This window comes from Streptococcus oralis subsp. oralis, assembly GCF_002096445.1.
Classification (GTDB): domain Bacteria; phylum Bacillota; class Bacilli; order Lactobacillales; family Streptococcaceae; genus Streptococcus; species Streptococcus oralis_N.
This window is the reverse complement of record NZ_NCUK01000013.1, coordinates 353,948-368,923: the sequence shown is the minus strand read 5'-3', so window position 1 is coordinate 368,923 and position 14,976 is coordinate 353,948. Positions and strand designations below refer to the sequence as shown.

Annotated in this window: 10 protein-coding genes; 3 read left to right on the top strand and 7 right to left on the bottom strand. The window is 37.5% G+C overall.

Translation table 11 applies throughout. The annotated features are described in order from the left end of the window. Positions 1 to 1,842: a translational GTPase TypA gene (gene typA, locus B7721_RS05100; RefSeq protein WP_000164126.1), complete on the bottom strand. Its 1,842-nt coding sequence runs from the start codon at positions 1,840 to 1,842 to the stop codon at positions 1 to 3. Positions 1,843 to 2,001: 159 nt separating this feature from the next. Between typA and B7721_RS05095 the strand changes: the two genes are divergently transcribed. After that, complete coding sequence (locus tag B7721_RS05095; RefSeq protein ID WP_084877869.1) at positions 2,002 to 2,727, top strand: 16S rRNA pseudouridine(516) synthase; 726 nt, start codon at positions 2,002 to 2,004, stop codon at positions 2,725 to 2,727. 41 nt (positions 2,728 to 2,768) lie between these two features. On the opposite strand, the gene B7721_RS05090 is transcribed toward B7721_RS05095, so the two are convergent. The 3 genes from B7721_RS05090 to B7721_RS05080 form a co-directional block, all read right to left on the bottom strand. After that, positions 2,769 to 3,029, bottom strand: a complete 261-nt coding sequence (locus B7721_RS05090) for a hypothetical protein (RefSeq protein WP_001088136.1) — start codon at positions 3,027 to 3,029, stop codon at positions 2,769 to 2,771. 86 nt (positions 3,030 to 3,115) lie between these two features. Next, on the bottom strand, positions 3,116 to 3,496 hold the full coding sequence (locus B7721_RS05085; protein ID WP_049485369.1) for a rhodanese-like domain-containing protein: 381 nt from the start codon (positions 3,494 to 3,496) through the stop codon (positions 3,116 to 3,118). Beyond that, positions 3,493 to 3,726: a YqgQ family protein gene (locus B7721_RS05080; RefSeq protein ID WP_044135604.1), complete on the bottom strand. Its 234-nt coding sequence runs from the start codon at positions 3,724 to 3,726 to the stop codon at positions 3,493 to 3,495. Before B7721_RS05080 ends, B7721_RS05085 begins: the two co-directional genes overlap by 4 nt. 102 nt (positions 3,727 to 3,828) lie before the next feature. Here B7721_RS05080 and B7721_RS05075 point away from each other — a divergent pair, with 102 nt between their 5' ends. Further along, on the top strand, positions 3,829 to 4,737 hold the full coding sequence (locus B7721_RS05075) for a LysR family transcriptional regulator (protein ID WP_001222578.1): 909 nt from the start codon (positions 3,829 to 3,831) through the stop codon (positions 4,735 to 4,737). A gap of 45 nt (positions 4,738 to 4,782) precedes the next feature. Further along, entirely contained in the window at positions 4,783 to 6,582 is a 1,800-nt protein-coding gene (locus B7721_RS05070) for an N-acetylmuramoyl-L-alanine amidase (protein WP_084877867.1), read from the top strand. Between the two features lie 29 nt (positions 6,583 to 6,611). On the opposite strand, the gene B7721_RS05065 is transcribed toward B7721_RS05070, so the two are convergent. The 3 genes from B7721_RS05065 to B7721_RS05055 all read right to left on the bottom strand — a co-directional run bounded on the left by B7721_RS05065 (position 6,612) and on the right by B7721_RS05055 (position 14,928). After that, positions 6,612 to 6,929, bottom strand: a complete 318-nt coding sequence (locus B7721_RS05065) for a hypothetical protein (protein ID WP_084877865.1) — start codon at positions 6,927 to 6,929, stop codon at positions 6,612 to 6,614. Positions 6,930 to 7,154: 225 nt separating this feature from the next. After that, a complete protein-coding gene (locus B7721_RS05060; RefSeq protein WP_084877864.1) occupies positions 7,155 to 8,024 on the bottom strand; it encodes a DUF6287 domain-containing protein in 870 nt (289 codons plus the stop codon). Between the two features lie 415 nt (positions 8,025 to 8,439). Beyond that, entirely contained in the window at positions 8,440 to 14,928 is a 6,489-nt protein-coding gene (locus B7721_RS05055) for a S8 family peptidase (RefSeq protein ID WP_084877862.1), read from the bottom strand. Between the last annotated feature and the right edge of the window lie 48 nt (positions 14,929 to 14,976).

The following is a 14,976-nucleotide window of genomic DNA, read 5'->3' as shown; positions in this document are numbered from 1 at the left end:
TTATTCAGCTGATTTTTTCTTTTTGTTGGCTTTCTCACGCTCTGCCTTGTTGAGAATTTGCTTACGCAAACGGATTGACTCAGGCGTTACTTCCATGTACTCATCGTCGTTCAAGAACTCAAGAGACTCTTCAAGGGTCAAGATACGAGGTGTCTTGATAACCGCTGTTTGGTCCTTGGTTGCAGAACGAACGTTGGTCATTTGTTTGGCCTTAGTGATGTTAACTGTCAAATCGTTTTCACGAGAGTTTTCACCAATAATCATTCCTTCGTAAACCTCAGTACCTGGGTTGACAAAGATGGTTCCACGTTCTTCGATAGACATGATTGAGTAAGTTGTAGCCTTACCAGCATCGATGGAAACGAGGGCACCACGGTGACGTCCACCAATTTCCCCTGGAATCAATGGCAAGTATTGGTCGAAGGTATGGTTCATGATACCGTAACCACGAGTCATTGACAAGAACTCAGTTGAGTATCCAATCAAACCACGCGCTGGAACAAGGAAGACCAAACGAGTTTGACCATTACCAGTTGAAATCATATCCAACATTTCACCCTTACGTTCAGAAAGGCTTTGGATAACAGATCCTTGGTATTCTTCTGGAGTATCGATTTGCACACGTTCAAATGGCTCACATTTAACACCATCAATCTCTTTTACGATAACTTCTGGACGAGATACTTGAAGCTCATAACCCTCACGACGCATGGTTTCGATCAGGATTGATAAGTGCAATTCTCCACGTCCTGAAACAGTCCATTTATCTGGTGAGTCCGTTGGGTCAACACGAAGGGAAACGTCTGTTTGCAATTCTGCCTGCAAGCGTTCTTCCACCTTACGAGAAGTCACCCATTTTCCTTCACGACCTGCAAATGGTGAGTTGTTGACCAAGAAAGTCATTTGAAGGGTTGGCTCATCGATGTGTAGGATTGGAAGTGGTTCAATGGCATCCGTCGGAGTAATAGTTTCACCAACAAAGATATCTTCCATACCGGATACGGCAATCAAGTCACCTGCTTTGGCTTCTTGGATTTCACGACGTTCCAAACCAAAGAAACCGAAGAGTTTTGTAACACGGAAGTTCTTCGTTGTACCATCTAGTTTAGAAAGGGTAACTTGGTCTCCAACTTTCACACTACCACGGAAGACACGACCGATACCGATACGACCTACGAAGTCATTGTAGTCCAAAAGTGACACTTGGAACTGCAAAGGCTCATCTGAGTTGTCTACTGGAGCTGGGATATGGTCGATAATCGTATCAAAGATTGGTGCCATTGTTTTTTCTTGATCAGCTGGATCATCTGACAAGGAGGATGTTCCGTTGATAGCTGAAGCATAAACAACTGGGAAATCAAGCTGGTCATCATCTGCGCCAAGCTCGATGAAGAGTTCCAAGACTTCGTCCACTACTTCTGCTGGGCGAGCTGATGGTTTATCGATTTTGTTGACAACCACGATTGGGACAAGGTCTTGTTCCAAGGCTTTTTTCAATACGAAACGAGTCTGTGGCATGGTTCCTTCGTAGGCATCTACGACCAAGACAACACCGTCAACCATTTTCATGATACGCTCAACTTCTCCACCGAAGTCCGCGTGTCCTGGTGTGTCCATGATATTGATACGAGTTCCGTTGTAGGCAACGGCTGTATTTTTAGCAAGGATAGTAATTCCACGCTCTTTTTCAATATCGTTTGAGTCCATAGCGCGCTCTGCCAATTCAGTACGTGCATCAAGCGTTTCTGATTGTTTCAATAATTCATCAACGAGGGTTGTTTTCCCGTGGTCAACGTGGGCAATAATGGCTACGTTACGGATATCTTCTCTTAATTTTGTCATGATTTCCTCTATAATATTTAAAATTTATTTCTAACTGAACAATTATACCACAGTCTCATTCAAAAATCACAGTTCAGCTAAGTGTAAATGTTTTCACTTCGCTTTTCTAGTCAAGGCAACTCTTTTCAAAGTCAGAGACTTATGATAAGATAAGCTGGTATGCGTTTAGATAGATTATTAGCCCAAGAAAAGGTCAGTCGCAAGGCTATGAAACAGGCACTTTTGAAAAAAGAGATCCTAGTGGACGATTGTCCAGCCAGCTCCCTCGCTCAAAATGTCGACACTGGATTGCAGAAACTAGTTTTTCAAGGACGGCAGATTCAAGGATACGAGCACACCTACCTCATGCTTCATAAGCCAAACGGAGTCGTTACAGCTAGCAAGGATAAGGACCTACCAACCGTCATGGAGCTCCTGCCACCTGACATCCAGTCTGACCAGCTCTATGCTGTCGGCAGATTAGACCGCGATACGACGGGGCTGCTCTTTTTGACAGACAATGGACCTTTAGGATTCCAACTCCTCCATCCCCAGCACCATGTTGATAAATCCTATCAAGTGGTGGTCAACGGTCTGCTCACACCAGACCATATCCAGTCATTCAAAGAGGGGATTGTCTTTTTAGACGGAACCACTTGTAAACCTGCAAAACTAGATATTCTATCCGCAGGCCCAACAGAGAGCCATGCCTCCATCACCATCTCAGAAGGAAAATTTCATCAGGTCAAAAAGATGTTCCTCTCAGTCGGTGTCAAGGTGACTGCCTTAAAAAGAGTCCAGTTCGGTGATTTTACGTTAGATTCAGAACTTGCAGAAGGGCAATACCGATTCTTAAACCAAGAAGAATTAGAGATGATTAAAAAATACTTAGAAAAAAGTGGATAAAAGAAAAAAAGCTTTAAATTTAAAGCTTTTTTGTTTATTGCTTATCTAAAAAATACTGCGACAGCTACAATTCTAAAAAATACTGCGACAGTTACAATCCAGTTAAGTACAGAAACCACAAGTCCTACGATGTTGAGAATTTTTTCTGTTTTATAGTCTAGTCCAGATTCTTTTTGGTATGAAAAAGCCAAGACCAATCCTATGATCCCCAAAATCAGACCTACTATTGGAAATAGCAAACCGAGCACAATAGATAAGATACCTAAAATAAGTGAAGGTTTTTTCTTTTGTTGTGAATTCATATTACAAAATCTCCTTAAATTTAATATAAATGATGATACCATAAAATGCTAGCTTTATCTATCATTCGACAGATTTTAATAGAATGTTAACTCGTCTTCACTTTCCCTTTCCAAGAATCCAACCCATAAGAAAGGATATAAATCTCAGAGAAACCTTGTTTTTTCAAATAAAGTGCTGCATTGGTCACTCTTTGTCCACGTTGGTTTTCGTAGAGAAGGACAGGTTTATCCTTGCGAAGGGCTGCAAGGCTTGACTTCAACTGATTTGAAGGAATATTGCGAGCTCCGAGGATATGTTTTCTGTGAAATTCTGCTGGTTCACGGACATCAATCAATTGCCCTTTCCGAATCAAGGCTTCAAATTCTGCATTGTCCACAATCTTAGCCGCACGACGAATACGAAGGTAGTTATAACCCATCCATGCAGCCATCGCCAATACGATTCCCCACAAAACCCAAATTGTCATAAGTTCTTATCTCCATTTTTCTCTATGTAGTCTAATTCTATCTTGTGCTCTCTACGAAGAACAGCTTCCGCCTCTAGATAGTCTAGCTTGTCCATCAGACCTGCATCATAGATCCGAGAGAGTTCGAGCTTCATCAGTTCAATATCATACAAGCGCTTCCCCATGTAAACAATAATGCCAAACTGTTTGAGAAATTGCTGCACATCATAGAATGTTTTCATAGCTTCCATTTTAGCAGATTCTAGACTTTTTTTCAATACTGGACCAGCTCTTTCCCCCTATTTTCTTCGTCTTCATTGCCCATTCTTCCGCAAGTATGGTACAATAAAAACATGAGAATTCAACAACTACACTATATTATCAAAATCGTCGAAACTGGCTCTATGAATGAGGCAGCCAAGCAACTCTTTATCACCCAACCCAGTCTCTCTAATGCTGTTCGAGACTTGGAAAATGAAATGGGCATTGAAATCTTTATCCGCAATCCCAAGGGAATTACCTTGACGCGTGATGGGATGGAGTTTCTCTCCTACGCTCGTCAAGTTGTCGAGCAAACTCAGCTTCTGGAGGAACGTTATAAAAATCCTATCGCCCACCGCGAACTTTTCAGCGTTTCCTCTCAGCACTATGCCTTTGTAGTCAATGCCTTTGTCTCTCTGCTCAAGAAAAGTGATATGGAGAAATACGAGCTCTTCCTTCGTGAAACTCGGACTTGGGAGATTATCGATGACGTCAAGAACTTCCGTAGCGAGGTCGGTGTCCTCTTTTTAAACAGCTACAATCGTGATGTTTTAACGAAAATGCTGGATGACAATCACCTGCTAGCCCACCACCTCTTTACCGCTCAACCCCATATCTTTGTCAGCAAGACCAACCCTCTAGCTAAAAAAGACAAGGTCAAACTGGCTGATTTGGAAGACTTTCCTTATCTGAGTTATGACCAGGGGACGCACAACTCCTTCTACTTTTCAGAGGAGATTCTTTCACAAGAGCACCACAAGAAATCCATTGTAGTCAGTGACCGCGCCACCCTCTTTAACCTCTTGATTGGTTTGGATGGTTACACCATTGCAACAGGGATTTTGAACAGCAACCTCAACGGAGATAATATCGTTTCCATTCCGCTGGACATTGACGACCCGATTGAACTAGTCTATATCCAGCATGAAAAAACCAGCCTGTCTAAGATGGGCGAACGCTTTATCGAATACTTACTAGAAGAAGTTCAATTTGATAATTAATGGGAAAAATGAAAAAGGGAAAAAGAAAAAGTTAGGAAATAGAAAGTGAAAAAGATACTACTGACCAGTGCTTTAATCCTTTCAATCGTAGGATTAGCACCCACATCCGTCTTAGGAGAAGAAAACACAACTCAATCCACACCTGCTGTCAAGGAAATAATTGCCAAAGAAGAAAAGAAAGAATCAAGTGTTGAGGAAAACTCTAAATCAGAAGTTCTTCCGAAAGTAGATGCGCAAGAAGACAAGACAAAAAAAGAAGGGTGGTACCAAGAAAATCATCACTGGCGTTTTTACCAAGATGATAAGCCTGCTTTGAACTGGAAACAAATCCAAGGCAAATGGTACTACTTCGATCAAGATGGTAATCGTCTTCATTCTACTATCTACAAAGGCTATGCCTTTGACCAAGATGGTGTCATGATAGAAAATAGCTGGACCAAACTGGACAATCAATGGTACTATGCTGATCCTTCTGGACGACTAGCTCAGAACACCTGGAAAAAAATTAACGGCTCCTGGTACTATTTTGACCAAATTGGAAGTATGCTCAGCAACACCGCCGTTGACGGCTATCTTCTCACAAAAAGCGGAGCTATGGCAGAAAAGGGCTGGACTAAATTAGACCAAATTTGGTATTATGTCGCTCCTTCTGGAAAAATCTCACAGGATAAATGGGAGAAAATCAACGGTTCTTGGTATTACTTTGACAAAGACGGTGGAATGCTGAGTGCGACAACCTTCAAGGGCTACCTCTTCAACCAGAGTGGAGCTATGGCAGAAAACAACTGGGTCAAAATCAAGGATACTTGGTTCTATGCGAACGGGTCAGGGAGATATGTCCAAGAAAACTGGCAAAAGATTCAGGGTTCCTGGTACTCATTTGACCAGAATGGTGGGATGCTAGCAGACAAATGGAAAGGAAGCTACTACCTCAAAACCAGTGGAGCCATGGCGGAAAAAGAGTGGATCTTTGATAAAGCCTACAAGAGCTGGTTCTATCTAAAAGAGGATGGCCATTATGCAAATCAGGAGTGGATTGGAGCATACTACCTCAAGTCAGGTGGTTACATGGCAAAGAGCGAATGGATTTACGATAACTCTGACAAAGCACGCTACTACCTAGATGATAATGGACATTATGTTTCAGGAACTTACAAGATAGACGGTAAGGAACACCTGTTCCAAAAATACGGCCAATGGATTTCTGAAGTTTCAACTGAAGGTGGATTTGTAAAAGGCCAATACAGCAATACCATTTTCCTAGATCCTGGGCATGGTGGTCGAGATTCAGGTGCCTTTTACTACAATGTAGCTGAAAAAGATCTCAACATGCAGATTTACCGTAAGCTTCGTAGTAAGTTGGAAGAACTAGGTTACAAGGTCCTCACTTCTCGTGATAGTGATATTGACGTTGATTTTGTTACCGAACGTTCTCGTATGGTTAATAAAACCAACTCGGATATTTTTATCAGTATTCACTTCAACGCTACTGGTAATACCTACTCAAAAGCGAGCGGTATTCAAACCTACTCCTATAGCGATGAACCTGATTATCCAAGTAAGATTAATAAATACTGGCACAATCACCCAGATCGTATGAGTGAAAGCAAACGCCTCGCCACTGCCATCCACTCCTCTCTCCTAGCAGAAACAGGGGCCAAAGACGCTGGTCTGTTGGAGAGCAGCTATGCCGTACTACGCGAAACAGCCAAACCAGCCGTTCTCCTAGAACTTGGTTATATGGATAATTTCTCCGAAAACCAACAAATTAGAGATAGCCACTACCAAGATAAACTGGTCGCAGGCATCGTAAAAGGGATTCAAAAATATTACGCTGGTCCGTAAAAAAAGTCTCGAGAAATCTCGAGACTTTTTTATTTATCTTCTTTTTTATCCTTATCAGGAAAGAGATAGCCAAGTCCTACACAAGCTAGCACACCGGCACCAATCACCAAACCACTTGAAATGGGTAAGAGATCAAAAATAGCATTTTCAATGATAAAGGCGATGATCAAGCACATCAAGCTAGCCTTGTAGTCTTTTTTCAAAAAGTTTTCTAGCGTGAAATAAAGGAACAATCCTACCGGAATGAGTGACCAGAGGTTGACATCCAAACTTGGCCAGCCAACAGATCCGAAATACAATACTAGCGCTGCTGCTACTAAAAATACAAGTCCCAATACTTTTTTCATTTTTATGTCTCCATTTTCTTTTTAATTGACTTGAGTTGTCTGATACTGACCCCTCACGCCCCTTACATGAACCATTATAGCAGAGGAATTTTTCAAGAACAAGCCCTTTTGCCTATCTGGTCAATATCTTTGTCTATGTGGTTGAATAGTCGTGATAAAAGAAAAGAAGACCTAATGGACTTCTTGATTTTGCTGATTGTAACAGTATTTTTGAACGAATACCATCTAGTTTTTCTTTTCCTTTGACTCTAGAGAAGATTTGATTGATTCACGGTCTGCTTGTAGTTGAGCTAAGTTCTTTTCTGCTTCCTCAAGTTTACTGGTATCTGGTTTCACACGATAATAAACATTTTCTGGTTTCATTAACATAGACCCATAATCTTGTCCTGAAAGTAGTCTTTCCTCAGCATGATTGCTTTTATCCGTAATCTTTCCGTCATCAGCAGGTTGCATAACAACTCCACTTGGCACAGCTACTACTACGAATCCTCCAGCAATAGAATCTTTTACCCATGCACTGATAGACGCTGTCTCAGGGTTACGACTATCTTGTCCTTTTGATACCTTTAATCCAACTACAGATTCGTACTTTTGATCATTTGTAAACCAAGTCGCACGTACTTCTCCAGAATCATTAATAATGTATTCATTACCAGATTGACTACGCCAAGTACCTTCTAAACTAGACAAATCATTGTTCTTGATTGCTTCAATATCTAGTTTTGGAACGGTAGTTTCTTTCTTCAACTTGCTAACAAGTGCTTCTGCTTCCGTAATTTTGGTATCTAAAGCAGTCAGTTGATCCTTGAGTTTTTGAATTTCCTCTTGTTTGTCCTTATCAGTCTCATCCGTTTTTCCTTGACTTGTAGACGCTTGACTTGTTGTCACTGTTGTTGAAACTGCAGACGATGCTTGATTTGGCTCTTTCTTTCCAATCAGAAGATATGAGAAAATACTTACCAAGATGAGAGTGACTAAAACAGAGAGTGCTATGCCAATATAGATTTTTATATTTTTATTCGGAGCCGACTTTGATTCAGACCGCTTAGGTCCATTGATCTCTTCAAATTGTTTTTCCCGTTCTTTCTTATTCATAATTTTCTCCTTTTTGATTGATATTCAGCCAAGCTTACGATACTTCATTCGTTACTATCCATGAACTTTTATGACTTTTAAAAAAATCCAAGCAAAAATTTCTAGAATAATTAACTATCAAAACATCTCTAGATTGGTATCAAAACAAGTATTTATTACAATACATTATACCACAAAATATAAACAACCGTTTGTATTTATATTTTTATAAGCCAAAGAAATGGATTTTAAACAGAACCCATCTCCATTAGAAAAAGCCTGTCCTGAGACAAGGCTTTTACATATATCTCTTTAAAATCTCCCATTTTCATAGAAATCTAAATAATATATTTATAAATCAATATTTTCACAAAACTATGTCATCACCTCACTATCTAATCTCAGTACATAAACCATTTTTTCTATAGCTTTTGTCTTAATCTTTATTTTTTCTCTTCAATCCAAGAAAAGCTCCTACTATAAACATGATTCCGGCAGCTAATAGTGTCTGGGCTCCGCTTGCTGTTCCGGTTTTTGGCAACTCATTAGGATTGTTACTAGTTGATTTACTATTGATGCTGGTATTTTTATTAGTTAAGTTCCCTTCTTCATTTAGATAAACGTTCTTGTTAATTTCAAAGTTTTTATCATTTTCATCAGAAACAATACTATTGACATCATTAGTTGAATTAGATTGTGTTTTTTCTTTCTTTTTCGATACATCAAAAGTAGGTTTATTTTCCTCCTCCTTTTTCTCCTCTATTTTCTTGAATACAGGTTTTATAAAGGTATCTTTTGATAGATTAAGAACATAGCCGGCGTCTTTTTTCCCTTCGAAACCAGAAATTTCCCAACCATCAAATTGGTATCCTTTTTCTAATTCACCCATATAGACAGGTAACATAAAATCTTCTTCCGACACTATCGTTGAACTCATTTCTTTTCCATTTTGAATGGTCACAGTTACCCTATGAGGTTTTAGTTCACTTACCTCTCCCGTATCTTTGTTTAAAATGAATTCTTTTACGGTTGTATTTCTTGCGAAATCTTTTACAACAATCTTAATGTTTAGTGTCTTATCTGTTAGTTGTTTGATATCATCAAATGATTTGTATTCTTTTCCATTTACATAAATATGTTGTTCTTGAATCTCACCATCGAATCCATTATTTCTTTTATCATTGATGTTAAAGACTACAGATTTTCCATTAGCATATTCGATACTAGTATTTCCCTTAGGATCAATGCTTACTTCAGGTTTGACATTATCATATAAAAATTGATAGTGTACTCCAACCGCTTTCGCATTCAAATCGCTATAGCCAGTTTGAAGATAAACATTTCCATCCATATCTGTTACCTTATCTGGAAATCCGTTTGCTTTATAGTCTTTCATTCCCCAGTCCATGATGTCGCCGTCTTTAACATTAAGCTTAATGTTAAAATCTCTAGTGTTATCAATGTGTAAATCTCCGTAGATTAAATAATTATCTACAACTGATTCATTAACTCTCAACTCCCAGTTAAAACCACCCTTATCAGAAATCTTACCTCTTAAATAGAATTCTGGATTTCGTACATAAATTTTATTAGATTTAGATGGATTAAAGTAGTTCTTGTCCATTGAAAGATTTACTGGTTTGGTATCAATAAATAACGTAGAGCCATCTTCTTTTATAGCTTCGACGTTGGACTTATCTTCTCCAGTGTACTCTTTACCATCCTTACCAAATAATACCAGTTTAGAAGGATCTGTCACAAGATTTCCATCTTTATCGATTGCCTCCCCTTTATCATTCATTTTAAAGGTAAACACTTGATATCTTACAATGTTAAAGCCGTCCAAAGCCGACATTAATACTGATTGAGTACTTCTTCCATCTTCAACATTTCTACTATCAGCATAAATTGTTGTTTCTGATAAGACTCTTAGATTAGGATTGGCCTTTTGGATTTTTGCTATATCTTCCTTGCTATAGACTCCATTCCCTTCTAACATATCCGTTTTCCCAGGATTATAGGTAGTCACTTTTAGTGCATAGCCTTTTCTTAGAATGATGTTATCCTTTAACAGATATTGTTGTTTTTCTGAATCAGAATAGATTTTACCAGATTCCATGTCCGTTAAATTGTTTGGTTTGTTTTTTGAAAGATCTCCTTCTCCTAATTCTATTACATTCCCATAACTTGATGCATACGGATATTCTGCTTTAGTTTCCTTATTTTTTTCAGGCATTCTAATTTTAGTTTCAGCTTTTATCTGACCATCATCTTTGACAAAAAACCTCATATCTCCTGCAAAAGCTAATCCATCCACAATATCATTAATATTAGCGTATAAATCAAATGTCATCGTTTTTGAGTGGGAATCATACTTGGTCGTTTTGATTTCTATAGATTTATAGTTATTTCCATAGTATACCTTGGCATTTTTAGAAACATTACTGATCTTTCCAAGAATTTCAAAGTGTCCATCTTTAGATGGGTTTAGAATGCCATAAATTTTTGATTTGATTTCATCAAGTTTTTCAGTTTCATATTCTAAGGCACTACCATCGTCATAAGCAATGATATTTCCCTTATCATCGTATTTATAATCGTATTCCTCTATTCTCTTACCAGTTTCACTTGTAAAGTCATCAACTTCTCTAAATTTCTTTTTAATTAGTTTCTTTAAGTCTTTAGTTTCAAAGTCTCTAATTGTTGAAATAGTTTTATGAATAGTCAAGCTAGATTTTTCTTCGATAGACTCTTCATTTTCTTGATGATGTTCTACTTCAGTTGTATCTTTTTTAAGACTATCCTCTTTTCTATTTTCTAAATTTTTAAATTTAGATTCGGAAATCTCGCCAAGCTTTTGGTATTTAGATGAATCTTGATCAGGATCTACTAGATAATAGGAAATCATCCCATTTTCATCAGCATGATCAGCAAATTTAATTCTATGAATCTTTGTGAAATTGCTAGAACCGTCTAATGCAATCACTTCAATGATTTTGCCTCTTAAATCTCCTGCACCTTTAATTTCATAAATGGTATTTCCGTCTTTGTCAAGTTTCCTATTTCGTCCTTGACCCTCACCTGCATAAGTGACCTCAAGATTTTTTTCAACCTCTCCATCTTCATTAACAAGAGCGGCCCCAGCATACCAAACTTCGTTGGCAATCTCGTCAAATTTTTCAGGATGTTCTTTTTGATCTCTCGCAAATAGCGTTTCATTCTTGTATTGCTCTTTGACCTTGTGATAAGTATCCTTTGTAATCAACTTAATTTTTTCAGGGTTTGAAAAATCAATTGAAACAATCTTTGGAGGGGTGTTATCAATTTTTACAGGAATATAGGAAACCTGCCATGGGTAATCCTTGGTTAATCTATATTTAAATTTATAGAAATATTGGCCTTCCGCAATCGGTTCAAATTGTCCTCGTATCTTAGTAGCAGGATCTTTTTTGTCATTACTTTCTGGGGCATTTTCTTCTCTACCTCTCGGGTTATAAATGAGTCCATCCCATTTCAAGTCACCCCAAACTTTTAGTTTAGATGATTTAATGCCCTTTGCATCATTTCTTTTAGAGTTTAAAATTCCTTTAATAAAGTGTTCTCTCGAAATGACTTTTAAGTCTCTTTGATTTTCTCCTTCTTTATTTGTATTTACTATTGAAATCACTCCTTCTTCTGCACTTCTTAATACAAGTGGAGAAGGCGTTAATCCTCTCTCAAGTTGAGCATCTTGAGGATTCCCATTTGAATCTAAAGGATAAATTTTAGCAATATTAGAACCACTTGATGAGGGTGCGTTGATTCCTTCGTTATTGAAAGCAAATAATTCTGGATTTTGATCTAGGGATGTTGTATTTTTATCTTTTCTATTTTGTATAACTCCTGCTGGATTAAATTTATCTATACCATGTTCTCCTCCAATCCCCTTATTTAAGGTACCTGGAATTTTTGGTTTGCCATCATCATCATAACCTTCCATTGCTTTTGATTTTGATCCTTCTTCCCAGGCCCATTTATCAAGGATTGGTTCGTGGTTCCAATTCCCAGCAAATCCCATTAGAGGCATCGATAAAGAAGGTTGGAAGTTTCTTTTCTTCCCGTTGGAGTTTAGAGCTTCCATTTCTTCCACTGACTCAAAATGAATAAATGATTCTACAAATTTATTTTTATTTTTTGCTTCCCCAACATTTATAACCGCATTTAAATCAAAGCTGGAATTTGGACCTATAGTGAAAGTGTCATGCTCAAATGTGATATTTGCTCCTTTGACTTTTTCTGGGTGAATTTCTGGAACAATTTGCTTCCCGTCCGGAGATTTTTCATCTTTATATGTTTCATCGAGTTTTAGCCTATCAGTTAGAGCATCTGTAGTTACAGTTGATGCAGAAACTTTAAAGGTTAAAGGTCTGTTTGAGGTATTGTGAAGCTTAATTGTAAAGTATTTTTTATCACCTTTTATTTCTTTAAGAGAAATGGAACCATATGAATTTACCAAACCTTTAGAATCTGTATTTTTGAAAGTTGCTACAACTTCATTTCTCAAAGCGTTGGCAACATTAATTAGACCTGCTCCCTGTTGTCTAGGTGATGCAAAGTATTGACTCTTTTCTTTCCAAGAGGTTGCATCCATCATCGGTCTTGCAGTATTTTGTAAGGCTATTTTTGTAAGACTTGTAAGGTCTATTTTGTCATCTCCCTTAAGATTTTTCAAGACAGGTCTTTCAAGCAATTCCTTTAATTTTGGTCGAATCAAAACAGTAGAAGCTGCTACGATTGGAGTTGCCATACTAGTTCCTGACATATAACCATAAGTGGATTTACCATTGATAACATTTAGAGTGGATTTAATATTTTTACCAGGTGCTGAAACATCCGGTTTTAAAAGCAAGTCTGTTCTTGGCCCCCAAGATGTAGACCCTGCTGGGACTATAATATCTTCTTTATAAAGTTCTTTGTCTGTGTCAGCTGCAAATTTAAAGTCAATTTCTTTTTCATCACCTACATTCGGTTTATTAGAATTATAGCTTTCCATATCAATTGGATAGTATTGTTCTAAGTTATCTTTAAAATCTTCCTTATTATTTCTTTTGACTTCAGTTTTTTTATCAGGGTTAATCATGTTCCATAATTTTACACCATCATCTCCTGAAATTGAAAATACTTGACTTTTAGTCCCTTCATCCGCTTCATATCCCATAGCTGGAAGGTCTGTCCAATTATCTCTATTGTAGTAATTTACAGTATTTACAACCATAATGGCACGTGCGCCTTTATCCATAGCTCTTTTAAAAGCATCTTTTAAATCCTTGGTATAAATTCTATCCATTACTGCAATTTTGCCCTTAAGATCCAAGCCTATCAAATCCTGGTCTTGACCTTTGCCTATATATACAAATTTTAATTTATTTGGAGTTTTTGACCCATCCTCATTGGTTAGGATTTTATTTTTATCGAAAAAAGCTCCTATATTTCTGTATTTAAAACTTTGTCCTCCAATGTTAACTTTATCAAATTCAACTGTCTGATTTTTAGCAGAAGCGACCGCTATCGCATCTTCATGTGCTGCAGTTCGCGTTACATTTCCAGTGTCGGTCATTTTCAGATTATTATTTGCCACTAAATCCCATGAAGAACTTGAAGCAGAAGTCGCAAAATTACCTGTAGCAACAACCATTGGGATTCCAGCTTTTCTTAATGCTCTAATAGCCTCCCAATATTTCTCGCCTACAAGACCTGTTCCCGTAAAGCCAGATGATACCGAAACAACATCGACATTGTGTTTGATCGAATCTTCAATAGCATGAAACATTGTTTCATCACCCGCAAACCCAGATCCTGCGTCAGAGTACATTTTATAAGAGAAAATTTGTGCATTAGGCGCAATTCCATCTATGCCATTAAAGTTCTTGATGTCTTTTTCAGTATCATTTCCAGCAAGAATCCCTGCAATATGCATCCCATGTGGGTCAAAATAATCCCTTCCATCATCATATTTTTCTACAGTGATTTTACCACCATTATAATAATTGAACGCATGAGGGATTTTATCACTCAACCAATAATTTTTATCAGTGCCTTTTAAGTCATCTTTTTTAAATTTCATCGAGTCTTTGGCATCATCATCGATTCTCATAGCCTTATGCCTATAATCTGTTCCAGTATCGATATTTGAAATAACCATACCTCTACCATCAAAATTTTTCCCAAATGGAGCATTAATAGACTTTAGGTAATCAATAGCTTCCTCAACTCCAATTTCCTTTCTGGCATGATTCATCATTGGTTGGACTTTTTGTGATCGTTCAACCGACGAAACACCTTCTATTTGTTTAATTTTGTCCAAATTATCTGGAGTTGTTTCAATGGCAGCGCCATTAAAAATCGTATTATAGGTATATAAAACTTTTGTATCCTTAAGATTGGATAGTTCCTTGATTGCTTTTTCTCCAGATTCTTTATCTTTAAATTCAGCAATATAGACAAGTTTATCTTCTTTTTTCGGATTTTCTGTATCTTTATTTACAAATGAGTCCGCATCATCTCCTTTGGGTTGCTTGGAGTCTTCTTTGATACTTGCTCCTTCGTTACTAGTTTTTTTGTCTATCTCAGACTTTCTACTAACAACCTCTTTTTCCTCAATAACTGTTGTCTTCTTCTCCTCAATATCCTTTGAAGTTTCTATAACATTATGAATATCTTCAGATTGTTCATTGTTTTCTGTTTCTTTATCTGCTACTACTTTTTCTTTACCAGAAATTTTTAAAGCATCTTCAGAACTAGGTGCATCTGCTACTACTTTTTCTTTATCAGAAATTCTTAAAGCATCTTCAGAACTAGGTGCATCTGCTAAAATTACCTCATTGGGGGCATATGCTGCTAAAATAACTGCAGCAGTAGTTAATGACAATACCGTACTTTTTTTCATTATAATTCCTTCATTTTTTATTTTAAACCCAATAGATAGAAAACTTTA

Excerpts from the sequence above, each read along its gene's own strand:
- typA (WP_000164126.1), bottom strand. The coding sequence starts at position 1,842 with ATGACAAAATTAAGAGAAGATATCCGTAACGTAGCCATTATTGCCCAC.
- B7721_RS05095 (WP_084877869.1), top strand. The coding sequence starts at position 2,002 with ATGCGTTTAGATAGATTATTAGCCCAAGAAAAGGTCAGTCGCAAGGCT.
- B7721_RS05090 (WP_001088136.1), bottom strand. The coding sequence starts at position 3,029 with ATGAATTCACAACAAAAGAAAAAACCTTCACTTATTTTAGGTATCTTA.
- B7721_RS05085 (WP_049485369.1), bottom strand. The coding sequence starts at position 3,496 with ATGACAATTTGGGTTTTGTGGGGAATCGTATTGGCGATGGCTGCATGG.
- B7721_RS05080 (WP_044135604.1), bottom strand. The coding sequence starts at position 3,726 with ATGGAAGCTATGAAAACATTCTATGATGTGCAGCAATTTCTCAAACAG.
- B7721_RS05075 (WP_001222578.1), top strand. The coding sequence starts at position 3,829 with ATGAGAATTCAACAACTACACTATATTATCAAAATCGTCGAAACTGGC.
- B7721_RS05065 (WP_084877865.1), bottom strand. The coding sequence starts at position 6,929 with ATGAAAAAAGTATTGGGACTTGTATTTTTAGTAGCAGCAGCGCTAGTA.
- B7721_RS05060 (WP_084877864.1), bottom strand. The coding sequence starts at position 8,024 with ATGAATAAGAAAGAACGGGAAAAACAATTTGAAGAGATCAATGGACCT.
- B7721_RS05055 (WP_084877862.1), bottom strand. The coding sequence starts at position 14,928 with ATGAAAAAAAGTACGGTATTGTCATTAACTACTGCTGCAGTTATTTTA.